Below are 23,139 nucleotides of genomic sequence, written 5' to 3'. Positions count from 1 at the left end.
CTTGAGCCACTTGGGTATCTCTCCATAGAAAATGGCTCCCCGAACAGGACTCGAACCTGTGACAACTCGATTAACAGTCGAGTGCTCTACCGACTGAGCTATCGGAGAAGAACAGTTTTAATTTTATTCAGTTTCAGACCTTAAGTCAAGTGTATACGATTGCAGCTTTCCCCGACATTTGCCACAGACGTACTTCCGCACGTCCAGCTTCCTTTTCCGCAAATACTCGGTCCCGCAGCGCCCGCAGACGAGCTTGTACCGGTATGGCAGGCGCTTCGGGACAGCGCGGTCCGGCAGCGTGCGGCAGTAGCGGGAGCCGCCCACCCGTTTCAGCCATTGCTTGAAATCGGCGTCGCGATGCCTGTAGCCCCGTTTTAGAATGTGCAGATGATAATGGCATAATTCGTGCTTGATGATTTTCTCGACCTCGTCCGCGCCGAACGCCTCGAGCTGGGCGGGGCTGATCTCGATGTCATGGGAATGGGTAAAATAGCGCCCTCCCGTCGACCGCAGCCGCCGGTTGAAGCGCGCCTTGTGCCGGAACGGCAGCCCGAACGAAGCGAGCGAGACGCGCTCCACCCAAGCTTGCAGCTCCTTGTCATCCATGTATGCTGTGCCCCCTTAACCGCTGTCCCACGCGGCAATCTACTTGAATTATGCCACCGCAATGGGCTACACTGTCAAGTAGTTGATCTCGCGGAGGAGACATGTCCTTATGTCCAAATTCAAATACGCCATCTTGCATCTGCAAAATGCCGCGCCGGCCGCGGTCGAATTCCCGGCGACGCATCTGTACCAGCTGACCGCTTTGCACCAGCGCCTGCACAAAGAGCTGACGAAGCTGACCGCCAAGAGCGTGCCGCCGCTCGCCGAAGTCGTCGCCGAATGCGAGGGGCTCGAGCCGGTCGCACGGCGCTGCGCGTCGTGCCCGGCCTGGACTACATGAACGAGCTCGAGCGCTCGTTCTCCGCCATCGAAGAGCGGTCGTACCCGCTCATCTCGCTGCTGACGGAAATTCGCGCCCTGCAAGCGCAGCTTGAGCAGTGGTACGAAGAAGAACTCGAATAGGTTAAGCATCGGCACAATAAAGGCTTGCATCCGCCTCAATCCGGCGGAATGCGGGCCTTTTCCCGTCACTCGTTTTGGGCTTGGGCTTTGCGTACGATCATTTTCTCCGCGATCCGTATCGCGCCCAGATCAGAACGGTCGCTACGGCTGTTCCGATGACAGACCCGCCTGCATGCAGCAGGAGAACGGGAATCCAGATCAAGCTTAACACGAAATGAATTTTGCGGATGAGTTTATGGCGCGAACGCTTGAGCAGCCAGCCGTACAAAGCCAAGCCGCCCAAAATAAGAAAGGATGCTAGCCCCGTAAAGATCTTGTCGTCGTTAAGCTTCGTAAAGAGATAATAGCCTCCGTGAACGACGATCAGAACGAGCGCGGCCCAGCCGGTGAACGTGTGGATTTTGTACAGCGACTTGCTTAGCAGCTTGACCCACTTTAGCGGGGAAGCCAGCTTTTTCTTGAACGCAAACCAGGAGAAGCTGACCGCACCGCAAACAATAGCCAGCGTGCCGACAGCTTGAACGGTTCGAACTCTTCCTTCCGCCGCGGAAGCTGGCCGCCAGCCGCAGGCAGAGGATGCCGGCCGCCCTGCGGCGGTAACGGATGCTGGCCGTGGGACCGGGCATAAAAGGAATAGGCCGCCAGCAATACGCTCGCGAGCACGAGCACAAAGGCCGGAATGAGAACGGAACGATTGATTTTCATAGATGGTTCTCCCCTGCTATGTTTGTCTCTATACTATCTCCTCCATCTGAATTGCTCATGAAAGGACGCTGAAAGATTTCTGAAAACGTCCGCCGTTAAATTGTTGCGCCAGCCATGCACACGGAGCCCGGCTGCCCCATATGCTGTTATCAGTCAGGCAGAAAAGGGGATGGCCGCCATGCCGCAATGGCTGTGCAATCAGCTCATGCGGGCGTCTACAACAAGAACCGCCGGCAAATTCAGCTCTTGAACGACAGCTGGTTTTTTTACCGCACCCGGTTTGCGCCTGAGTCGGAGGAGTCCTCGGAACTCAGCCCCAATCCGCAGTTGCACTAATTCGATAGCATGCGAAAAGCAGATGAAGCGACGGCCGGCGACAAGCGCGCCGGTCATGCTCCATCTGCTTTATTCGTTACGGGCTCCGCCGTTAGTTCGGACGCTTCATCGTCAGACTGACGCGCCCTTTCTTCGGATCGACGCCGAGCACCCAGACGGTGACCGTATCGCCGACGGAAACGACGTCCATCGGGTGTTTGACGAACTTGTCGCTCAGCTGCGAGATGTGGACGAGCCCGTCGTTCTTAATGCCGATGTCGACGAAAGCGCCGAAATCGATGACGTTGCGGACCGTGCCTTTGAGCTCCATGCCCGGCGTCAAATCTTCGAGCTGCAGCACGTCCGAGCGGAAAATCGGCCCCTCCAGCTCCTCCCGCGGGTCGCGACCCGGCCGCTGCAGGCTGTCCAAAATGTCGCGCAGCGTCGGCACGCCGACGCCGAGCTTCGGCGCCAGCTGCTCGGGCCCCAGGCGCTGCAGCTTCTCCTTCAGCTCCGGCGTGCCGAGCTGGCTCAGCTCAAGCCCCAGCTCGCGGAACAGCCGGTCGACGACGCCGTACGATTCCGGGTGGATCGGCGTGTTGTCGAGCGGATTGCGGCTGCCGGGGATGCGCAGGAAGCCGACGCACTGCTCGAACGTTTTGGCACCGAGGCGCGGCACTTTCTGCAGCTGCTGGCGGTCGGCGAAGGCGCCGTTTTCCTCGCGGTATTTGACGATGTTTTTTGCGGTCGTCGCGTTCACCCCGGATACATAGGACAAGAGCGACGGCGACGCCGTATTGAGATCGACGCCGACATGGTTGACCGCCGATTCGACGACAACCTTAAGGCTTTCTTCGAGACGCTTCTGCGCCACGTCGTGCTGGTATTGGCCGACGCCGACCGCCTTCGGCTCGATTTTGACGAGCTCGGCGAGCGGATCCTGAAGCCGGCGCGCGATCGAAATCGCGCTGCGCTCGGCGACGTCGAGGTCCGGGAATTCCTGCTGCGCGAGCTTCGACGCCGAATAGACGGACGCGCCCGCTTCGCTGACGATCAGGTACTGCAGCTTGCGCTCTTTCACCTCGGCAATCAATCCGGCGATAAACTGCTCGGTCTCGCGGGATGCCGTACCATTGCCGATGACGATCAGATCAACGCCGTATTTGGCGATCAACGCTTTGATTTTCGCTTTCGCTTCCTCCACCTTGTTGTTCGGCGGCGTCGGGTATGTGACGGCAATTTCCAGCATTTTGCCGGTCGCGTCTACGACGGCCAGCTTGCAGCCTGTCCGGTACGCCGGGTCGACGCCGAGCACGACCTTGCCCTTGACCGGCGCCTGGAGCAGCAAATTAGCGCAAGTTCTCGGCAAAAATTTGAATCGCATGCTCCTCCGCCCGCTCCGTCACTCGCGCGCGCACTTCGCGCTCGATGGACGGGGCAATGAGGCGTTTATACGCGTCTTCCACCACTGCCAGCAGCGTCTCCCTGACAACGGATTCGGGACGCACGTACTGCTTCGTTATGTATTCATGAATGCGCTCTTCCGGCACTTCGAGGCGAACTTTAAGCACCTCTTCCCGTTCCCCGCGATTGATGGCCAGCACACGGTGCGGCGGCAGCCTGCGAACAGGCTCCTGGTACTCGTAGTACATTTCGTATACCGACTCCGCCGACTTGTCTTTCGCCTCCGTCTGCAGCACGCCGTGGTCGTGCGTATAGCGGCGCACCCACGCCCGTACTTTGGCGTCGTCGGCGATCTGCTCGGCGATAATGTCCATCGCCCCTTGCACCGCCTCGTCGGCGGTTGCCACGCCTTTGTCGGCGTTTACGTAACGCGCGGCCTCTTCTTGCAGCGATCCTCTGCGAGGCTGCGAGACGATCCACTCGGCGAGCGGCTCGAGGCCTTTTTCCTTGGCGACGCTGGCCCGCGTCTTGCGCTTTTGCCGGTACGGCCGATACAGATCCTCGACCTCCTGCAGCTTCGCCGATTGCTCGATAGCCGTCCGCAGCTCGCCGGTCAGCTTGCCTTGCTCGCCGATGAGCCGGATCACTTCCAGCTTGCGGTCTTCCAAGTTGCGCAAATATTGCAGCCGCTCCTCAATGTCGCGCAGCTGCGTCTCATCGAGCTCCCCCGTCATTTCCTTGCGGTAGCGCGCGATGAACGGCACCGTATTGCCTTCGTCAAGCAGCTCCACCGCCGTCTTGACGCGGGACTGCCCGATGCCGAGCTCCGCGGCGAGCTGCTTCATGATGCGTTCGCGGATTTGGGCCGCCTGCTCGTCCGACAGCTCCATTTTGACCGCGCGCAGCTCGTCCTTGCTGAGCTTAGGATCCGCAGCAGTTTCGTTACCCGCCATAATTGTGTTGCTCCTCTCCGGTTTGCCTATAATGAGAAAAACTCCTATCGAGTTTTCCCGAAGATGGGCGACCGCGTTTAGCGGAAGCTTTTATCGCCGTTCAGAATGCTTTTCTCGCTGCAACGCTTTCATGAATTTACCCATTCCGAATCGGTAAAACCAAAAAACGAGGATCAACGACCCTCGCCCGTTCCCGAACCTATTCAAAATTCTATCAGACCCACGCTAATTTGCAAAGCCTCATCGACTTTGTGCATCGTGTCTTCGTCCAGATGCGTGATTTTGTCGGTCAGTCTTTGCTTGTCGATCGTCCGGATCTGCTCCAGCAAAATGACGGAATCCCGGTCGAAGCCGTGATTTTCCGCATCGATCTCCACATGCGTCGGCAGCTTCGCCTTCTGGATCTGCGCCGTGATCGCCGCGACGATGACCGTCGGGCTGAACCGGTTGCCGATATCGTTCTGAATGACGAGAACCGGACGAACGCCGCCCTGCTCCGAACCGACCACGGGGGACAGGTCCGCGAAATATACATCGCCTCGTTTGACAATCAACGATCACACCCCGCTAACTAAGCGATCCAGCGTAGAGTCCGCCTCTTCCTCCGCGACGAAGGCTTCCGTTGCCATGTGGAGATTGATTTTGGCCATCTCCATATAACCGCGCTGCATCGACTCGCGCAAGTATCGTTTTTTCCGCTCCATAAGGTAGAGCTTCATCGCCTGCCGGATAAATTCGCTGCGGTTGGAATTCTCCTTCTCGACGATGCCGTCCACTTCCTGCAGCAAGTGATCCGGTAGACTGATCATGATCCTCTTCGTGTTCTGCACATTGCTCACCGCTTCTCGCACCCCCGTCAAACATGAAAAACCGGCATTACCAGTATGGCGTTGTTGAAACAAGATTATACAATATGATATATATGCGACTGATAGATCACATATGTAACTGAGTGCCTAGCTTTTCCGTAATACGTTCTATTCGCTAAAAAAGGGCAAAGTCCTGCCGCAAGGTTGCAGCTTCTACATGGTAAATGTATGAAACCGATGCCGCAGCAGCGGGTTAATGGTCCGTACGGGCTTCCCCTCCCGGATATAAACGCGGGGAACGCGGTGCGAGACCATACAGGTAACCTCGTAGTTAATGGTACCGAGCCATGCGGCTACTTCATCCGCCGAAATCTCCTCGGCTCCTTGGCGGCCGATCAACACCACCTCGTCACCCATCGAAGCATCGGGTACGGAGCTGACGTTAGCCATACATTGATCCATGCAAATGCGTCCGACGATCGGCACACGCCTGCCGCGCACGAGCGCCTCGGCTTTGCCCGTCAGCATTCTGGAGAAGCCGTCGGCATACCCGATAGGCAGCGTCGCGATCGCTTCATCCTTGCTCGTATAATAAATGGTGCCGTAGCTGATGCCCGAATTCGGCGGGAGCGTCTTCAGATGGACGATGCCCGTCTTCAAGCTCATTACCGGCTGCAACTCGATAGTATTACGGTTCACTTCCGCCGACGGATACAGGCCGTACATGCTGATGCCAAGCCGCACCATATTGCACGCCAGCTCCGGAGTATCGATGGCCGTAGCGCTGTTGCCGGCATGAAAGAAGCGTATGGCGCTGCCCCGCTCCGTAAAATGGCGCACCACCCGCATAAACTTCCGGTGCTGCTCCAGCGTATAAGACTTGTCTTCCTCATCGGCATTGGCGTAATGCGTGAAGACGCCCTCGACTTGTATGCCCGGCAAGCTCAAGGCGCGCTCAATGTAGCGGATCGCCTCTTCTTCCCGATGCAGTCCGATGCGGCCCATGCCGGTGTCGATTTTGACGTGAACGTGCAGCTTGGGCTCGTCGGGTTGCCCTGCTGCGGAAGCGCTGATGCGTTCCATCGCGTCCATAATTTCTTGACTGTAGGCGGTTACGGTAATACGCTGTTTACGCGCCGGCTCCAGCCCCTCCGGAGGCGTATAGCCAAGCGCCAAAATCGGCGCGTCAATGCCGGCCTGCCGCAGCTCGAGCGCTTCGTCCAGGAACGCCACGGCGAGATAATCCGCCCCCGATTGCATGGCCTGCTTCGCCACTTCCACGGCACCGTGCCCGTAAGCATCCGCCTTTACGACCGCCATGATCGCAATCTCCTTGGGCAACGCGTGCCGGAATGCCGCAATGTTGTGTTGCAGCGCATCCAGAGAAACCTCTGCATAAGTCGGCCGATAAAACGGATCCAAGACGCTCACCTTCCTGCAGTATGGCTTAGATTATGCCGTATACGGCCACTTCTGCGAATCCACTTTTCTCATGGTAACGGCGTTGCGCCATGCTGTCAATGCATCGTTATATCCAATAGCCAAAACGGCTCCGCCCGCCTTGGGAGCGAGCTTCCGTATTTGAAGGAAGCTCACTCGCCGGCGGGCAGCGCCGTTTTGGGAGGCGTTGCTGTATGGCGTTGGGATGAAGGCTGGATTTGTTAAGGTAAGCTTGGAACTTGGAATTTTCGTTCGAATTTCGCTTTATGCAGATTTTTTCTGACTTCGAGGCTTTGCTTTGTTATTATGAGGTGCAGCCAAGGTACTGCGTTGCTTAAAGTATTTCGGTGTGCTATTGAAGTTATCGTTTATTGCGGAGTCGCTTAGTTGTATATGAAGCGACTCCTGCTTTTTTGATGCTTCCTTTACTTGCCGAGCTGCCCTTGGACCGACTGCGCGACATGAATCATTTCATCCAACGGCAAGTTGGCGGTGGACAGACGGTATTCGATGCCGTCGTTCGTCCAAATGAGCGTTTTCTTTTCGTCACCCGCAAGTACGGCGATCGTATAGCCAGATCGACGATGTCGCCGGGAACAAGGTAAGTTTCGCGCGCCTCAGGCTTCAGCTCGATAATGTTGTAATCGTACGTGCCGCTGTAGCGAAGCAGAATCGCTTTCTCGTCGCCGAGCGTGATCTGCGCTTCATCTTGCTGCTTAACGCCCTTCGGCGTATATCCCGGCGTGATGATGCCAAAGTCGAGAGCGGCGGAAGCCGTTTGTTTGCCTGCGCCACTGGAAGACGTGCCGTTGCTGGCGGAGTTCGGCGTTGCCGAGCTGGTCCCGGTTGTGGCTTTGGCACCGTTTGTGTTGGTAGCGTCGGCTTTGTTGGTATTACCGGTTGCGCCATTTGTGCCGGTAGTTGCAGTTGAACCGTTGGTGCTGGTTTTGCCAGTAGTTCCTGTTGTACCGTTTGCGCCTTGGGCAGAGGCTGCCTGGCTGTTCGTGCCTTTAGACGTTCCTTGCGACGCGGCGCCTGCGTTGCCTTGTGCGGCTGCGCCTTGCGTTGTTGTGCCCTGCGCGGTTGTCCCCTTGGTTGCATTCTGTCCCGCTGCATCTTGAGTGGCCTTGCCTTGATTTGCTGCGCCTTTTGCCGCGGTGCCTTGCGCTCCCGCACCTTGTCCCGCATTGCCTGCGTTGCCTTGTGCTGTTGCCCCTTGCGCCATGGTTCCTTGCCCTGCGTTGCCTGAGTTGCCTTGTGCTGCTGCTCCTTGACCCGCGTTACCCGCATTGCCTTGCGCTGTGCTGCCTTGTCCCGTAGTACCTTTACCAGCGCTCTGAGCAGTGCCGTTCGCCGCGTTCCCTTGAGTCCCTGTCGCGGCCCCTTGTGCCCCGCCCTTGCCGGCATCGCCCGCGGCCGCCGTTTTGCCGTTGTCGCCGGCCTTCGCCGCTCCTTGGCCATCCTGCTGCGCCGCTGGCTGCGTTTTCGGCAGAGTCATGCTTGTCATGTTTCGCTGCATATCGAATGAGTCTTTGTCGAACTTGGCTCCGAACTCGAACTTCGTGAAGTCTACCTCCACCATAACGTTTGATTGGGCATCCGACACCTGCACATGCTTCGGTGCGAGACTCTTCTGGTCAAGCCAGATTTTTTGCCGTGCAAGCGCGCTGTTCTGATAGTTCGCCGCCACGTCGAACACATACGCGCCCTTGTCCGTTGTAAACTGCCGATCGTTATCCGCGATGATGCTTTGCGCCAGCGATTGGTACAAATATACTTGCCCTTGATTTTCCGGCCAGTTGCTTTGGAAGCGGAAGCTTTTATTCAAATGAGGCGTCAGCACGAACACCCCGTCGTTATTACGCAGCACGATTTGCGTGATGTCCTGCTTCTCGTTCGTCAGCTTGATCCGGTAAAAGCTCGGCTGCTGGTACCAGACCTCCACCTGATATTCCTGCGGCTGCTGCCCCGTATGAAGCGTCATACGGCCTGTCCCTTGATAGCTGTTCATCTTCCCAACCACTTGATCCAAATCCTTGACCACCGCAGCGGCATCCTTCTTGCCGCCGCATGCAGCGAGCAGCATCGTCACCACCAACATAGCGGCGAGCACTAAGCTGATCCGGCGCATTCCCTCATCCCCTCACCCAAATTAGTATCAACTGATACCACCATATGAGGGGACTTGGCCGATTATGCAGACAAGGTTGGGCTTGGGCGAAAGATTACGGACGCAAAAAAATGAGGCAGCGAACGCGAACGCCCGGCTGCCTCATTTTCTACTTCAGCATATATACAATTGCCGCAATGATAATCCCCCACAACACAGTGCCGAACACGACACCGAACACGACTCCGCGGCCAATAGCCAAATGATCGTCATGATAAGCATCTTCGTTATCCTGCACCGGCACTACCTCCTTCATTGCCTCATATCCACATTATGGGTGAAGGATAAACAACTTATTCAGCTGTTGTCAGAAATATTTCAACCGACACGTCATAGTTTTTTCATATTTATATGCAATAGTAGGAGAAAGTTGTATCACTCGCATGCAAAGGAGATCGTTCCGTGTCCGATAAACAAAAACTGCTCCTCCAAGCGTCCCGCGGAGTAGCAGCTTGCTTCGTGCTTTTGTTTCATATGGCTTCCATGTCCTACAAATACTTTCACTATAATTTGTTCGGCTTGAACGGGCTCGCCCGTTCCGGCGGCGTCGATTACTTTTTCGTTCTTACCGGCTTCCTGATCTACTCGATCTACGGGAAGCGCATCGGAACGAGGCAAAAGGTCGGCAAATACTTGACCAATCGTTTTATTCGCATTTATCCGCTATATTGGCTAGTCACTTTGCTCGTGCTTCCCGTCTATTTCCTGGTGCCCAGCTTCGGACTCGGCTTCGAAACGCAAAAGGATGCGATCATCAAGTCCTTGCTGCTCATACCGCAAAGCCATGGTCCGATTTTGGGCGTTGCCTGGTCGCTCAGCTACTTTGTCTTGTTTTATGGCATATTCGCGCTCCTGATGCGCATGGATCGCAAGCCTGCTTACTTGCTGCTTTCCATTTGGGGCGCGCTGACCCTATGCAACGTGCTGCATGTTCCAGTTATTGGTCCGGATATTTCCCGGCACTTCTACTTGAACTTCCTGTTCGGCGAGACGAATCTGGAACTGGCTGTAGGCTGCGTAATTGCCCATTGGGCCATGTCCCATCGCATGAATAACGGTGCTTGGTGGCTGGGCGTCGGCATGCTCGGTTTTCCCGCCATTTGGCTGTCCACCAAATACAATTGGATGCCCTATCACGACTTTTTGCTCTATGCAGTCCCCTCGTCAATGGTATTGATCGGGTTGCTCTCGGTTCATGTTTCTAGTATGGTCCCTCGCTGGCTGGCCGGGTTATGCCGACTCGGCGATGCCTCGTATACCATACTGCTTACGCATTTGTTATCCATCTCCGTTCTTTTGAAGCTGAGCAAAGTCTTGGCTATTCAGAAACATATGAGTTTCTTGAGTATTGATTTAACGATTATCATTCTTACATTGCTGATATGCGTCCTCATCTACCGCACTGTGGAACGCCCGCTTGTATCCGGTTTGCGGAAGCTTCTGCTGCCGAATCCTCATGTTGTAAGGAAGACACAAAACATATAATTAAAAATGAGGCAGCGAGCGCGAACCGCCCGACTGCCTCATTTTTAGTAAGCATTCTTATTTACAAACCCGTTCACAATCGTCTTCCAAATAATCTTGATATCCAGCAAAAAACTCCAATTTTCGATATAATACAGGTCGTGTCGAATCCGCTCCTCAATGGACGTATCGCCGCGCAGCCCGTTGCTCTGCGCCCACCCTGTAATCCCCGGCCGGATATGGTGCTTAACCATGTATTTCGGAACTTCCTCTTTGAACTGCTCAACGAAGAACGGACGCTCCGGCCGCGGCCCCACGACGCTCATATGCCCGAACAGCACGTTAAAGAATTGTGGCAGTTCGTCCAAGCTCGTACGCCGCAGGAATGCCCCGAGCTTCGTTCGCCGCGGGTCATTTTCCACCGTCCATTGGGTATCGGACATTCCCTCCGGCATCACTTTCATGGTGCGGAATTTATACATCATGAATTTCCGTCGGTTTAACCCGACACGCTCTTGTTTGAAAATTATCGGACCCGGCGACGTCAATTTGATCGCAGCGGCTACAAGAGCCATAACAGGCAATGTGACTACTATCGCGGCGAGCGAGAACGTTATGTCAAATAGCCGCTTAAAAAATCGATTTCGGAATTCATCGAGGGGGATGTCTCTCACATTAATAAGCGGCATGCCGGCAAAATTATCGAAGTACGGCCGCGATGGTAAATAATCGAAGAAATCCGGTATGATCAGCGTTTTGACACCGGCCTTTTCGCAAACATTGACAATCTTGCCGTATTTATTATGAGCCTCCAACGGTAGTGCAATAATAACCTCATCGATAATGAGACGCTCGATAATGTCTTCCAACTCGTCAATCTTGCCCAAGACCTTTTTCCTGTTCCACTGCAAGTCTACGTCATCAATGTCGGCGTCATCCAGAAATCCCACAATTTCGAATCCCAGATCCGGATGTAGCTGCAAATTCCGGGCAAATCTCTGCCCTAGCGATCCCGCCCCGAGGATGAGAACGAACTGTTTGTTATATCCTTTTTCCCTCAGCCGCCGCAATGTTGTCTTCAGCACATACCTGTAAAAGCTAGTGAGCAGCAAACCATTGACCAGAAATAAAATCAAATAAGACCGAGAGACGTGAACCTCCTTAAAAACAAACAATACACTTAGCAACAGCAGCAGCGAAATGACGTGAATCTGAACTAGACGGGCGATTTCGTAACTGAAGCCTTTTTTTCGTTTGGCTTGATAAAAATTGATGGAATAGCCGAAAAAGATGCAAATAACGCCATACATAACGCTCCATAATAAATAATGCTTGAATGGAAGCGTACTCTCAAAAGCAATCCAGCCGCTCTGAAACTTTAACCACCAAGAAAACAGGAAGGCAATTTCAATACAGATAAAATCGAGAAACGCATATAGCTGAGACAAGAAACTTTGGCTTTGCCGTATCATTCTTATCCCCCACTTGAACGAAGCTATGACCCCTTAAATTAGATCATAACAATCATTTATTAAAATAACATGAAATCTAGGACTGCAATAGTCTGGCTCTCAGCCATTCCAACAAAAATTTCACGCCAATTCCCGCCACAACGGCGCCGTTCACAAGAAAAGAGTACTTCTTCCAATAGTGTTTTCGATGAAATAGATACATCGCTCGATGAAACTCGTATATCATCCTTGTCGGTTTTTTCCGCCAACTTGCTCGCTTATGGTGCAGAATAGAAGTACGCGGATAATAATAATTGACCCACCCAGCCTGCTTGATACGATAGCACCAATCCACATCGTCTCCATACATAAAAAATTGCTCATCCAGCATGCCCACCTGGCGGATAGTCTCAGCTCTAACCAGCATGAACGCCCCAACCAGGCAATCGACCGGATATTCATCGTCCGGATTCAAATAGCCGAGTTGGTACTGATTAAACGCAGGAATCTTCGGGAACAGCTTAGAGAAGCCAAATGCATAGAAGAAAGACGCGGAAGGTGTCGGGAATCCCCGTTTGCATGCCTTATCGAGCGAGCCATCCGGCAATACGACCTTACATCCGCTTGCTCCTACTTCTGGGTGAGTTTCCATGAAAGTCACCATAATCTTAAGTGTATCCGGTTGTATTTCCGTATCGGAGTTCAGCAGCAACATGTAGCGTCCCTGCGCCATGCGCATTCCTTGATTGTTTGCTTTGGCGAAACCGACATTCTCGCTATTCGCAATCAGGCGAACTTGCGGAAACTCGGCGGCAATTGCGGCCACCGAGTCGTCCCTAGAAGCATTATCGATCAGAATTACTTCGTACGTATAGGCAGTCTTAGAGGCATACACCGATCGCAGCGCCTGCAGCGTTAATTCCCGTGTGTTGTAGTTGACAATCAGGATGCTGAGATCCACTTTCTCAATCACCATACTTTACAGCTTCAGTTTTCCGAACTTTTCGCCGAAATATAAATCTTTGGCCAGCTCGTTAGCGCGTAGGAATGAGGCATGTGTACCTGCATCAGTCCACCAGCCCTGTAGCTTGTCGAAGCTTAGTTCCCCACGATCTATATATTCATTGTTGACGTCAGTAATTTCAAGTTCACCTCGGGCCGACGGTTTCAACGTTTTCACGATATCGAAGACAGTCGAATCGAACATGTAGATTCCTGTCACCGCATAACCGCTCTTTGGCTGTTTCGGTTTCTCCTCAATCGATACGATTCGATCCCCGACTAGCTCTGGAACACCGTAACGCTCCGGGTCGTGAACATCCTTAATTAAGATTTTGGCCCCTTTGCGCTGTTCCTTGAAGTTTCGGACATAATCCCCTATCTCATCCTCGAACACGTTATCCCCAAGAATGACGATACAATAATCTTCTCCTACAAAATGCTCCGCCAGCCCGAGCGCCTGAGCGATGCCGCCGGCCTGATCCTGCACTTTGTACGTAAACGTGGCCCCAAACTCATACCCGCTGCCGAGCAAGTTCACTACGTCCCCCATATGCTCCTTGCCTGTGACGATCAGGATATCTTGTATGTCCGCCTGTAACAGCTTGTGAATCGCATGAAAGATCATGGGATACTTGCCGACAGGAAGTAGATGCTTATTCGTGACTTTGGTGAGCGGATACAGCCTGGAACCGGTACCCCCAGCGAGAATAATTCCCTTCACGTTCTTGTCCCCCTTCAGGTGTAGAGATATTGTTTGCGGGTTAAATACTCGGTGAGGCCTGAAGTCCAAGCCGGCATTTGATGAATCGAATTAATCTTATTGTTGGACAGTACACTATAAGCAGGCCGTTTCGCCTTTGTCACATAATCGGAAGAGAGAACTGGAGCCAAATCCGCTTTAATCCCCAACTGCCGGAAAATTTCCGATGCGAAGTCATACCAGCTGCAGGATCCTTCCCCGGAACAGTGATAGACGCCGTACGCTTGGACGTCATTATCGAGGAAAGTTTTGATCGCTCTGGCAATATCGAGTGTATGCGTAGGAGACATGTATTGGTCCGATACAACCTTCAAAGGTTTACCCTCTCGCGCCAGCCGAATCATCGTTTCAACGAAATTTCCGCCTTTTCCGCTTGCCCCCGCTTGCCCAAATAATGAAGAGACACGGAAAATAAAATACCGGTCATGATACGCCGCGATAGCTTGCTCGCCTGCTACCTTGGATATGCCGTAGACGTTCACGGCTCCCGTGGTGTCTTGCTCGATGTAAGGACGGTCGTTTTCCCCCGAGAAAACATAGTCCGTACTGATATGAACCAGCAGCTTGCCTTGCTTATTGCACCATTTCGCCAGCTCCGCCACAGCGATACTGTTAATCGTGTAAGTCTTCAGCGGATGATCTTCACATTCGTCTGTCTTATGATATGACGTGCAGTTGATCAGAACATCGAAATCTTGTTGATCAAGATAAGGAGCAACCGACGTAGGCTGCTCCATATCCAAATCGCTGCGCCGCACCGTTTGCACTTGGTAACGGGATGCGTCCTTCAGCACTTCTTGCAGATCCGTCCCCAACTGTCCGTTTGCACCAAGCAACAAAATTTTCAGCAACGTTATCATCCTTTTAAATTTCTATAATGCCGCCGTACATCTCCACGTTTTTGATAATCTGATGCCACTTGATCAGTTCGTTGTACCATTTTAATGTGATGGATTGCTCCATTTGATCCAGCTTGCCGGTGATCAGCGCATCATAAATTTCTTTCGCACCTTCGGCCGCGGTCCATTTTGCTTTCCAGCCGAGGGTATTCTCTATTTTGTCAAAGCTGACGCGATACGAGCGGTGATCTGGATCGCCGTACCAATCGATTTTGACGTCGATCGGTAGTGCGGCTGCGATTTCTTCAGCCAAAGGCCCAAGTTGGTAGTTGTTTTTATCTGAACCGACGTTGAAAATTTGACCGTTGATTTTGTCGTGATCCGCCGTAAGTAACAAAATCATGACGTCCGTCGTATCCTGTACGTGGAGCATCGGACGCCACTGCGTACCATCTCGCATCAGCGGAATGACGCCATTCTTCCAAGCTCCGAGAGTCATACCGTTGATCGCCAGGTCAAAACGCATTCTTGGCGAATAGCCGTAGATCGTCGCTTGGCGCATCACTACAACGGTAAAATTATCGTCTGCAAGCGGGAGAATGCCCTGTTCAGCTTTCTCGTTGGCTTTCGCGTACGTAGTCAACGGGTTTGTTGGCGATGTTTCGTTCACCGTAATATTTTTGTCGACGAAACCGTAAATACTGCATGAGGAGGGTAGAATGTAGCGTTTCACACCAAGCTTTTTGGCCATATGAGCCGTCGCTACCCGGGAAATATGATTGATCTGGTACGTCGCGTCTTGGAACAATTCCCCGCTCGGGTCATTGGAAATGGCCACAAGATCAATAACCGCGTCAACATCAGCAAAATACTCTTCCCGGATACGGCGGGAGTCGTCCTTAATCAGCTTCAGATTTTCATGATGAGGTAGCTTGTCCTCTCCGAAGTAGAAACGATCCAGCGCCTTTACCTTATACCCTTGGTTGAGAAGCTTCGGAACAAGTACGCTGCCGATATAGCCGCCGGCGCCAGTTACAAGTACAGTTGTCATAGATGGTATCCCCTCTATTCGAAGTTGATTTCTGCCTCTTTGAATCTCGGTTGTTTCATGTCCTTGTCCGACAAAATCGGACTCGTCGTCGGCCAGTCGATTCCGAGATCCGGGTCGTTCCACAAAATGCCACGATCGTTCTCAGGCGAGTAATATTCGTCAACTTTATACAAAATTTGCGTATTCGGCACGAGAGTACAAATTCCGTGTGCGAAGCCCTTGGGCACCACGATCTGGCGCTTGTTATCATCGCTCAGGATAACACCGATCCATTGGCCGAAGGTAGGCGAGCTCTTGCGGATGTCGACTACAACATCATATATGGCACCGGTCAGCGCCCGCACAATTTTCGTTTGCGCTTTAGGGTTAAGCTGATAATGAAGTCCGCGAATTGTGCCTGCTTCCACTGATAGCGAATGGTTATCTTGAATTAAATCAAAATTCAAGCCGATTTGTTCGAATTTCTTTTTATTGTAGCTCTCCATGAAGAACCCGCGATGATCCCCAAACGCTTGTGGTTCAATAATGTAGACGTCTTTGAGCTTTGTTTCAACCAGCTTCAATGTTACAGTCCTCCTCGTTTTTGTTCGATTTGGTCAACGACATATTTCGCGAAGGGAATAGAACATGTAAACGCGGGGGAAACTGCGTTTAACACGTGCATCGACCGCTCGTCGCCTTCGAGGACGAAGTCCTGTACGAGCTCCAACGTCTCCTTGTTGAGAAGTTGAGCTCGAATGCCAGGCCGCAAAAAGTGACCAAATCCATCCTTATCGAGTTTTTTTACCATTTTCAATGATAACCCAATAAAGACGGACTTGCTATACTTTTTCATTTCCTCGAAGGCCAGGCTGCGGAAATTGAATGAGTTTTTAAGAAATAGTTTCGCTTCGTAATAAAGTATTTGGAGAAACTCGCCGAGTCGAAAACGCTCGAAACCTTTATAATTTTCGCGCCAAAAAGCCGGAATTGCTGTCGGCCCGATTTTGATGCTATTATCAACCGTCTTCGTGAAGTGGACACCCAGAAACGGATTTTTCAAGTTCGGAACGGGGTAAATGTTAGTAGCTATATCAGTTTTGTTTTCTGCATATTTAAGGTAAATACCTTTGAATGGAATAATGGTATATTTCCGACCGAAACCGTATTGATGTGCGATATGATCCGCGTAGAGGCCGGCAGCGTTTATAAGATAATCACACGTTATGGAACCGTTGTTTGTATGAATGGTGTTACCATCATGGTTTTTAAATTGAGTATTATATCGTATCTCGACACCTTTAGCCGTAACTTCTTGCTTAAAAGCATTGCATACTTCAATAGGATCAACTGAAGCGGTATTTGGAGAATATAGCGCCATCTTATGCGTTTTAACATTGGGGTCTATCTCCATCAGTTCCTCTTCAGTTTTCCAATAAAGTTCTACTCCGTTACGGTCACCACGCCGCTTCAATTCTTCGAGCCCTTTTAGTTCGTACTCATCATTGGCAACAATAACCTTGCCACAATAATTGATACGCAGACCATTGGTTTCGCAGTACTCCCGCATTGCTCTATTGCCATCGCGTGTAAATTTTGCCTTAAGGCTATCAGCGCTATAATAAAATCCAGCGTGCAAAACACCACTGTTTCGGCCACTTGAATGTTGCGCAATGTCTGCTTCTTTCTCAAGGATAACAATTGTTTTATCGGACACTTTTCTTTTTAATTCTCTAGCAATAGTTAAACCTATTATACCCCCACCAACTATCAGATAACTGTAATGCTTCATAAGAATCATTACCTCGTTTCAAATATTATAAATTAATCAGATTATTTTTTATTAAGAAATATTTTTCTGTTTCTATTTCTATACTATTATTCTTTATAGCTGATAAATAATTCAATAACTTTTTGTTTTCTTTCTTTACTAGTAAGTAGTTAACATCATATTTTTTTAATAAATATCCAAGATCGTTATAGTTATCTACTTCCCCATCAACTATTTCATATAATAAAACTCTTTCTTTAAACTCTTGAGAATTCGGGTCTAAAAACCCTGCCATATAAGAGTATCTAGTATATACTAATTCGATCTGATTATTGATACTTCTTAAATACATTGCCCCTTCTTCACCAGATGCTATCCTAATTACTTTTGTTGTCTTAATTTGAGATCCAACCTCTACGATATCTTTTGGTATTTTATACGGTGTATTTATCAACAGTACATTATTATTATTCGAATAAACATATTTCCCGCTGATCCCAATAATTATTGAATAAAGCACTATAAAAATAATTTGTTTATTGAACGGAATTTGAAGCTTTTTCATAGTAAAAACTAATCCAAGTATGCCAAGGTAACTTAAAGCTGCCCCAATAGGCAGTAACCAAAAAATTCTCCAATACGTTTGACCAGAGGAAAAATACTTTGCAATATATTTTGCGGTTATTGGGTTTATAAATAAAAGAAAGAGGATGAAGGAATAGTATGAAATAAAATATTTTGCTGTTTTGAATTTCGAAATTAGCAAGAACATTGGTAGCGAGAATAAAAAAAGATAGAATAATACTCCACTACCTACAAACAATTTAAGGTCCGTATAAAAATTGAATGGATTTTTTTCTTCTACAATCCATCCCGCAGTATATAGCAAGGACGCACGATAAATAAGTAATGCAAAAACAAAAACAGGAATTAAAGAAAAAAACAATGCACATATATCTTTTTTTTCTCTATGTTTAATATAAGATATAACGATAAAAGAGATAATTAAAAAAGTACAAATATAGATTGCTGTCGGGCTTAGACTAATTCCAGCTATATTTATAACTGCCACAATAACTAAAAATTTTTTCTTGCGCGTATTGATATATTTTACCAAGTAACATTCTAACAATGGAATAACAATATTTAATAGCACGGACTTTCCTTGCCAACTTCTAGTCAACAGGAAATTTCCAGATGAAAAATGAGAGTATGCCCCAAAAATGTTATAAATCGATAAAAAAAATAAGAGCAACTGGTACAAACTTATTCGGCATCAGTCTCTTAAAGAGACAGTAATAGGATAAATAAGAAAGTGGTATTACTATTATTGGTATCAATAAGTGAGCCATAATTGCTGGAGGAATTCTGAATAAATAGGATAATAACGAAAGAAACAATTCCCATGTTTGAACACTATAATAAGGCTGAAGACTGAAATGGGGATTTCCAGTTGATGGATCCGATAAGTAAAGGGAATTAGAGTTAATATTTTGATTAATCAAGCTTAAATAAAACGAATCGTCATAATCTAGTTTATAAGTAATTGAGGACCACAAGACTTGAAAAATTATGCAAGTGAAACAGAGCAAATAATATTTTCGATATTTTATAATACCTATATTTAAAGCGAGCTGATTCTGAGATTTTAGTTTTATGATGGAAAAAATCGATATAAATAACAAGAATGCTAGAATGGAAATTACATAAATTTTAAAGGAATTATGTGTGAATACCAATGGAATTGCAACTATATGAGATGAAAAAATTAATACAATAAATCCCAATAATAGGCTGCTGCCACTATTTTTATGTGCTGAAAATAGTATGGCTACCAATCTACCTAATAAGTACATTAACATAAAAAAAACGAAAATAAATAATACGGATTTCAAAATGAGTATCATTTACTTGGTGTCCTTCCATCAACTATTCACAACAACAATCAATCCAATAATGATCAAAAATACTCCACACCATCTAGCGAGTGAAACATGATCTCCGAATAAAAGAGAAGAAAATATCAGCACTAGCGGTAATGCAAGGCTTATAAAGGGGTAGGCAAAACTTAATGGTACCTTTGCCAATGTAGCCATCCAGCTTAAAGTTGTTATTACCGACATAATAATACCGGAAAGTATATATATATTTGTAAAAACCATTCTAATTAAAAAAATTAGTTGACTTGAAAAGGTAGAAGGGAGCGCACTCTGACTTGACATTCCTTTTTTCAATAACAATTGGCTTAATATCGTTGCTAATATTGTTATGATAATAGTTAAATACTTCATATTCCACTTTTTTAATTATTCTTTCTAGCGTAATAACAACCAATATCTTCATTCAAATGATTAACAAATGGAAGCAACAACTTAATGACACCAGTTATAAAGGAGCTTTTTCCTTTATTTAAACTATCATATTTTATTCTTTGGTCTATTGAATCTATATCAAGTGTATCTAATTTGTGATACTTGAACACGTCGAAGTGATTGCATGTTAAAAGAGATGTTAGATTTTTTGAGTTAAAGTAATACAAATGTGGGCTGTGAAAGTCAAATTGCCACAATCGATTCATATAAGTTTTCACACCAATTTTATATAAAAAATGAGCTGTTCTGTAAAAAAAGCCTGTACTTTGTGGTATATTAATTACCAAAATACCATTTGGTTTTAATAACTCGTAACATTTTGTTAAGATATAATTTACGTTTGGTATATGTTCAAGTACGTCGTTAAAAATAATGAAGTCAAAAGAATGATATTCTGCTGGTAGATCATCAGGAAAAAAGCCGTTAATTACTTCAAACCCTTCTTCTTTCGAAATTTCCCAAATTTTTCGTTCAGGTTCCACGCCGATACAATTAATTCCCCGCGCAGTTGCCAATTTAAGAAACCAACCATATGAACTTCCCACCTCAAGTCCAATTGAATCAGAGGGTATTATTATTCTTAATTCGTCTAGTATTTTATGAAAATTTAATTCACGGAGTGATTTTAAAGCTTCGATCCTCAACCTCTCATCAAGAGTTGATTTAAAAGATAAATTAAATTTAGTATCTGGTGCAAAGAAAAGTTCGCAATTTTTGCAATAATACACATCGTTTTTTAATGAATATTTTAAGGCTGCTTCAGCACCGCATATACAATTCATTGTCGCTAACATTTGTTTCAATCACTCTTCCTGTTATTTTCTAATTCTTCGATTCTCTTTTTTAAAATGCCTAAGTCCTGAGTTAGTTCTCTTATTTTATCTGTAAAACTTGAAGCTGCCATAGTTAAATTAAAAACTAATATAAATAACGATAGCATTCCAAATAGAAATAATGCATTACTAGGAGTCTCAATTCCTACTACTTTCGCAATAAAAATTAATATTGATGGGAAAATTGCCAGAACTGTAATTAATAATCCACAAAAAATCCATAATAAAGAATATTTCAATTCAATTTTATATTTCTTAACCATATTCACTATGAAAAATATTCCTAAAAATGATACTAAAATCAGAATCAATTGAAGTTTAAATGGTATCACTAAATTGGTCCTTTCACGAGTTTAATTGCTGTTTGCGAAAATAGTCTATTATGATTGCCAAAGTTACTTTAATCATATAGTAAATAGATTTTGCAAAATTGATTGATGATTTCCCTTCTAATCTCTCGTTCATGATTACTGGAATCTCGACGATTTTAAAATTATATCTTTTCAAATAAATCACTGATTCGGGCTCTGGAAAATCTTGGGGGTATCTTTCTGCAAATAATTTGATAATTTTTTGATTGCAAGCCCTAAAACCCGATGTAGGTCAGTAATATGAAGTCCAACAATGATATTAATCAGTTTACTAAAATACTTAATTCCAACTCTTCTCAATTTGGTTGATTGAAATCCTTCTTTTTCGATAAATCTAGATCCAATTACTATGTCAGCTTTATTTAATGAAATAATGTCAATCATCTTATTTATATATTCTGGATTATGCTGACCATCACCATCAATTTGGATAGCAATATCATAAGAATAAAGATTAGCATATTTGTATCCAGTTTGTACTGCTCCTCCAATACCCAAATTACACGGCAAATCGATGATATCAATATTTTTTTTTCTACAAATAGCTGAAGTTTCATCAGTAGACTTATCGTTTATAACAATAACGTCGAAATCTATATATTTTTTTAATTCATCAAATTTTTTAAATAAACTAGGTAAATTATCTCTTTCATTAAAAGCTGGAACTATAACCAAGACTTTCAAGATAATACCTCCCTAATTAAACCATTTAATATCGACGTGTATTATCTTGAAATGACTACCCTTTTTTTCAGTTGGATCAATTCGAATTTGATCGAAATCTCCATCGATAATAGCTTTTAGCGAATTAGTTTTTAAAACTTTACTTTTTTCTTCAGTAAATTGCGGCTCGTTTGCTTTTTTGTAAAAAATTTGTACAGTTGAACTATCGGTTTTAACATCTAACTCTATAAGTGCTTTTTTTGTCTTATAATTTTTAATACTTGGACTTATTATAAAAGGATCGTTATTCGTTGAAATAAGCTCTTCATTTTCATTTTTTATATTACTTTTTTTCCATTCTTGAAAGGTATCGAATTGACTTTCTGCTACAATAGTTGCATCTTTTAATTGCCATTTAATATCTTCATTGTTTATGTTAAAAAACAAAATACTATACATTACTATTATAAATAACAAAATTATCAGGATTGAGTAGCTTTTATATAATATTTTGACCAAATTGCCTTCCCCCCTTCTACAACCTCCTTAATTGTAAATGAACTCATTAAAATAATAAAAGGCATTATTGGAAATGCATATCGAGGAATTGCTAAAAATACTTGATGCAAGAAGAAATAGTATAAAATTATTAAAGAAATTAATTGTACTTTTTTGCGTTTAATAATCGAAACAATTATTCCGGACCATCCAACTATAACTAAAATAATATGCATCGGATTCCTTATTTTTTCAAAGAAATGTGCTATCGAACCGTTTTCAACCCAAGGTATTCTCCAAAAATAATTAATTTTGCCAAATATAATCCATTTAATAAATGTTGGGTTTTGGAAGTTTTCCACGAAAATTTTGATCGCTTCTTTTTTCCAAAGAATGCTTCGTTGTATTTCATTTGGTTTTAAAGCGTAAATTTTATCAAAAGTTTCAAAAACATTATAAAAAATAAGGATGCACACCCCATAATAGCGGATTATTTCCGGAAGTCGAAAATAATACAATCTGTTTAAACAGCAACAAATTTCTTATCCACCAAGGTAACATAAATAATATAGTAGAACCGGCAAACCAAACTAAATTTTTTAGTAATAATTTCTTTTTTTCAACAATAATTATATAAAAAATAAAAAATACAATACACAGCAGTGCTAAAGTAGGACGAACTAAAATTGAAAAAGCATATATAATTCCAGCCAAAATAAAAAAGGATTTTTTCAATATTTTCCATTGCTTTAATAAAAATAAATACAAAAAGTAAAAATAGAAAAGTAAATAATACTTCTGTTAAAATTAATCCATTTGCATATATAAAACTTGGGTAGAAAGTCATAAGAGCTGCTACCAATTCTGTATAAGGACTTTTTAAATAACGTCCTGAAATGCAGTAACAGATATAAATCGTTATTACACTCAAAATGACTTGAATATCTCTAACAAAAGTTAAATGAACACCAAAAACCTTATATATTATAGCAAGAAATATCGGAAAACCTGGGGTAACAAAAGAATTTGGTGAAGTTGAATTATAACCTATCACAAAATTATCTAAAATTTGCTTCGCCTCTTTATCGTAAAAAAAGGCATCCCCTTCAAGAGGGGGGAAATTAGTCATGTGTATATAAAAAATTCTCGAAAAAAATGCTAATAACAATATAAGGTATATTACTCTTATTTCTATTTTCAAACAAACCGCCCCTTATCAAA

At 46.2% G+C, this 23,139-nt stretch carries 23 protein-coding genes, 1 tRNA gene and 3 pseudogenes; 3 read left to right on the top strand and 24 right to left on the bottom strand.

Going from position 1 to position 23,139, the window contains the following annotated elements:
- Nucleotides 1-32 precede the first annotated feature (32 nt).
- Together SD70_RS24755 and SD70_RS24750 are read right to left on the bottom strand one after the other, a co-directional pair.
- A tRNA-Asn gene (locus SD70_RS24755) sits at nucleotides 33-108 on the bottom strand.
- Nucleotides 109-123: 15 nt separating this feature from the next.
- Nucleotides 124-606, bottom strand: coding sequence for a SprT family protein (locus SD70_RS24750; RefSeq protein WP_041050626.1), 483 nt, complete (start codon nucleotides 604-606; stop codon nucleotides 124-126).
- Between the two features lie 109 nt (nucleotides 607-715).
- On the opposite strand from SD70_RS24750, the pseudogene SD70_RS24745 reads away from it, so the two are divergent.
- Nucleotides 716-1,068, top strand: a pseudogene (locus SD70_RS24745) (hydrolase/acyltransferase).
- Between the two features lie 435 nt (nucleotides 1,069-1,503).
- Here SD70_RS24745 and SD70_RS24735 read toward each other — a convergent pair.
- On the bottom strand, nucleotides 1,504-1,773 hold the full coding sequence (locus SD70_RS24735; RefSeq protein ID WP_041050624.1) for a hypothetical protein: 270 nt from the start codon (nucleotides 1,771-1,773) through the stop codon (nucleotides 1,504-1,506).
- Between the two features lie 178 nt (nucleotides 1,774-1,951).
- Between SD70_RS24735 and cmpA the strand changes: the two are divergent.
- Nucleotides 1,952-2,109, top strand: a pseudogene (gene cmpA, locus SD70_RS38590) (cortex morphogenetic protein CmpA).
- 91 nt (nucleotides 2,110-2,200) lie between these two features.
- On the opposite strand, the pseudogene SD70_RS24730 reads toward cmpA, so the two are convergent.
- The 6 genes and pseudogenes from SD70_RS24730 to SD70_RS39440 all read right to left on the bottom strand — a co-directional run bounded on the left by SD70_RS24730 (nucleotide 2,201) and on the right by SD70_RS39440 (nucleotide 9,102).
- Nucleotides 2,201-4,382 (bottom strand): annotated as a pseudogene (locus tag SD70_RS24730) (Tex family protein).
- Between the two features lie 266 nt (nucleotides 4,383-4,648).
- Nucleotides 4,649-4,999, bottom strand: coding sequence for a type II toxin-antitoxin system PemK/MazF family toxin (locus tag SD70_RS24725; protein ID WP_041050623.1), 351 nt, complete (start codon nucleotides 4,997-4,999; stop codon nucleotides 4,649-4,651).
- A gap of 3 nt (nucleotides 5,000-5,002) precedes the next feature.
- On the bottom strand, nucleotides 5,003-5,254 hold the full coding sequence (locus SD70_RS24720) for a CopG family ribbon-helix-helix protein (RefSeq protein WP_197081167.1): 252 nt from the start codon (nucleotides 5,252-5,254) through the stop codon (nucleotides 5,003-5,005).
- A gap of 213 nt (nucleotides 5,255-5,467) precedes the next feature.
- On the bottom strand, nucleotides 5,468-6,676 hold the full coding sequence (gene alr / locus SD70_RS24715) for an alanine racemase (protein WP_041050621.1): 1,209 nt from the start codon (nucleotides 6,674-6,676) through the stop codon (nucleotides 5,468-5,470).
- 443 nt (nucleotides 6,677-7,119) lie between these two features.
- Complete coding sequence (locus tag SD70_RS38585) at nucleotides 7,120-7,206, bottom strand: hypothetical protein (protein ID WP_231571511.1); 87 nt, start codon at nucleotides 7,204-7,206, stop codon at nucleotides 7,120-7,122.
- A gap of 1,767 nt (nucleotides 7,207-8,973) precedes the next feature.
- Entirely contained in the window at nucleotides 8,974-9,102 is a 129-nt protein-coding gene (locus tag SD70_RS39440) for a hypothetical protein (RefSeq protein ID WP_269432527.1), read from the bottom strand.
- A gap of 164 nt (nucleotides 9,103-9,266) precedes the next feature.
- On the opposite strand from SD70_RS39440, the gene SD70_RS24705 reads away from it, so the two are divergent.
- Nucleotides 9,267-10,349: an acyltransferase family protein gene (locus tag SD70_RS24705; RefSeq protein WP_041050619.1), complete on the top strand. Its 1,083-nt coding sequence runs from the start codon at nucleotides 9,267-9,269 to the stop codon at nucleotides 10,347-10,349.
- A gap of 44 nt (nucleotides 10,350-10,393) precedes the next feature.
- Here SD70_RS24705 and SD70_RS24700 read toward each other — a convergent pair whose 3' ends face one another.
- The 15 genes from SD70_RS24700 to SD70_RS35270 form a co-directional block, all read right to left on the bottom strand.
- The gene (locus tag SD70_RS24700; RefSeq protein WP_041050618.1) at nucleotides 10,394-11,800 is read right to left on the bottom strand and encodes an undecaprenyl-phosphate glucose phosphotransferase; all 1,407 of its coding nucleotides are present in this window, start codon (nucleotides 11,798-11,800) and stop codon (nucleotides 10,394-10,396) included.
- A 76-nt stretch (nucleotides 11,801-11,876) separates the two neighbouring features.
- Nucleotides 11,877-12,740: a glycosyltransferase family 2 protein gene (locus SD70_RS24695; protein ID WP_041050633.1), complete on the bottom strand. Its 864-nt coding sequence runs from the start codon at nucleotides 12,738-12,740 to the stop codon at nucleotides 11,877-11,879.
- 18 nt (nucleotides 12,741-12,758) lie between these two features.
- On the bottom strand, nucleotides 12,759-13,502 hold the full coding sequence (locus tag SD70_RS24690) for a sugar phosphate nucleotidyltransferase (RefSeq protein WP_041050616.1): 744 nt from the start codon (nucleotides 13,500-13,502) through the stop codon (nucleotides 12,759-12,761).
- A gap of 14 nt (nucleotides 13,503-13,516) precedes the next feature.
- Nucleotides 13,517-14,392, bottom strand: coding sequence for a dTDP-4-dehydrorhamnose reductase (rfbD, locus tag SD70_RS24685; RefSeq protein WP_197081164.1), 876 nt, complete (start codon nucleotides 14,390-14,392; stop codon nucleotides 13,517-13,519).
- A 13-nt stretch (nucleotides 14,393-14,405) separates the two neighbouring features.
- The gene (locus tag SD70_RS24680) at nucleotides 14,406-15,431 is read right to left on the bottom strand and encodes an NAD-dependent epimerase/dehydratase family protein (protein ID WP_041050614.1); all 1,026 of its coding nucleotides are present in this window, start codon (nucleotides 15,429-15,431) and stop codon (nucleotides 14,406-14,408) included.
- A gap of 14 nt (nucleotides 15,432-15,445) precedes the next feature.
- Nucleotides 15,446-15,994, bottom strand: coding sequence for a dTDP-4-dehydrorhamnose 3,5-epimerase (gene rfbC, locus SD70_RS24675; RefSeq protein ID WP_041050612.1), 549 nt, complete (start codon nucleotides 15,992-15,994; stop codon nucleotides 15,446-15,448).
- A 2-nt stretch (nucleotides 15,995-15,996) separates the two neighbouring features.
- Nucleotides 15,997-17,202 carry an L-2-hydroxyglutarate oxidase gene (gene lhgO / locus SD70_RS24670; protein ID WP_156158175.1) on the bottom strand — a complete coding sequence of 402 codons (1,206 nt, stop codon included), beginning with the start codon at nucleotides 17,200-17,202 and terminating at the stop codon, nucleotides 15,997-15,999.
- Nucleotides 17,203-17,227: 25 nt separating this feature from the next.
- Nucleotides 17,228-18,436 carry a DUF6077 domain-containing protein gene (locus SD70_RS38575; protein ID WP_269432528.1) on the bottom strand — a complete coding sequence of 403 codons (1,209 nt, stop codon included), beginning with the start codon at nucleotides 18,434-18,436 and terminating at the stop codon, nucleotides 17,228-17,230.
- Entirely contained in the window at nucleotides 18,408-19,088 is a 681-nt protein-coding gene (locus SD70_RS40495; RefSeq protein ID WP_394298013.1) for a DUF6077 domain-containing protein, read from the bottom strand. The genes SD70_RS38575 and SD70_RS40495 overlap by 29 nt, the downstream gene beginning before the upstream one ends.
- Nucleotides 19,089-19,483: 395 nt before the next feature.
- Nucleotides 19,484-20,347: a class I SAM-dependent methyltransferase gene (locus SD70_RS35280; protein ID WP_231571509.1), complete on the bottom strand. Its 864-nt coding sequence runs from the start codon at nucleotides 20,345-20,347 to the stop codon at nucleotides 19,484-19,486.
- 5 nt (nucleotides 20,348-20,352) lie between these two features.
- The gene (locus SD70_RS35275) at nucleotides 20,353-20,718 is read right to left on the bottom strand and encodes a DUF2304 domain-containing protein (RefSeq protein WP_082053635.1); all 366 of its coding nucleotides are present in this window, start codon (nucleotides 20,716-20,718) and stop codon (nucleotides 20,353-20,355) included.
- 180 nt (nucleotides 20,719-20,898) lie between these two features.
- The gene (locus SD70_RS24660; RefSeq protein ID WP_331436836.1) at nucleotides 20,899-21,441 is read right to left on the bottom strand and encodes a glycosyltransferase family 2 protein; all 543 of its coding nucleotides are present in this window, start codon (nucleotides 21,439-21,441) and stop codon (nucleotides 20,899-20,901) included.
- A 12-nt stretch (nucleotides 21,442-21,453) separates the two neighbouring features.
- Nucleotides 21,454-21,939, bottom strand: a complete 486-nt coding sequence (locus SD70_RS24655; RefSeq protein ID WP_041050606.1) for a hypothetical protein — start codon at nucleotides 21,937-21,939, stop codon at nucleotides 21,454-21,456.
- A complete protein-coding gene (locus SD70_RS36325) occupies nucleotides 21,903-22,280 on the bottom strand; it encodes a hypothetical protein (protein WP_156158173.1) in 378 nt (125 codons plus the stop codon). Before SD70_RS36325 ends, SD70_RS24655 begins: the two co-directional genes overlap by 37 nt.
- A gap of 257 nt (nucleotides 22,281-22,537) precedes the next feature.
- Nucleotides 22,538-23,119: a glycosyltransferase family 39 protein gene (locus SD70_RS35270; RefSeq protein ID WP_082053634.1), complete on the bottom strand. Its 582-nt coding sequence runs from the start codon at nucleotides 23,117-23,119 to the stop codon at nucleotides 22,538-22,540.
- Between the last annotated feature and the right edge of the window lie 20 nt (nucleotides 23,120-23,139).

The organism is Gordoniibacillus kamchatkensis (genome assembly GCF_000829455.1).
Taxonomy (GTDB): Bacteria; Bacillota; Bacilli; order Paenibacillales; family NBRC-103111; genus Gordoniibacillus; species Gordoniibacillus kamchatkensis.
The sequence above is the reverse complement of the archived record's forward strand: the minus strand, read 5'-3'. Positions and strand labels throughout refer to the sequence as shown.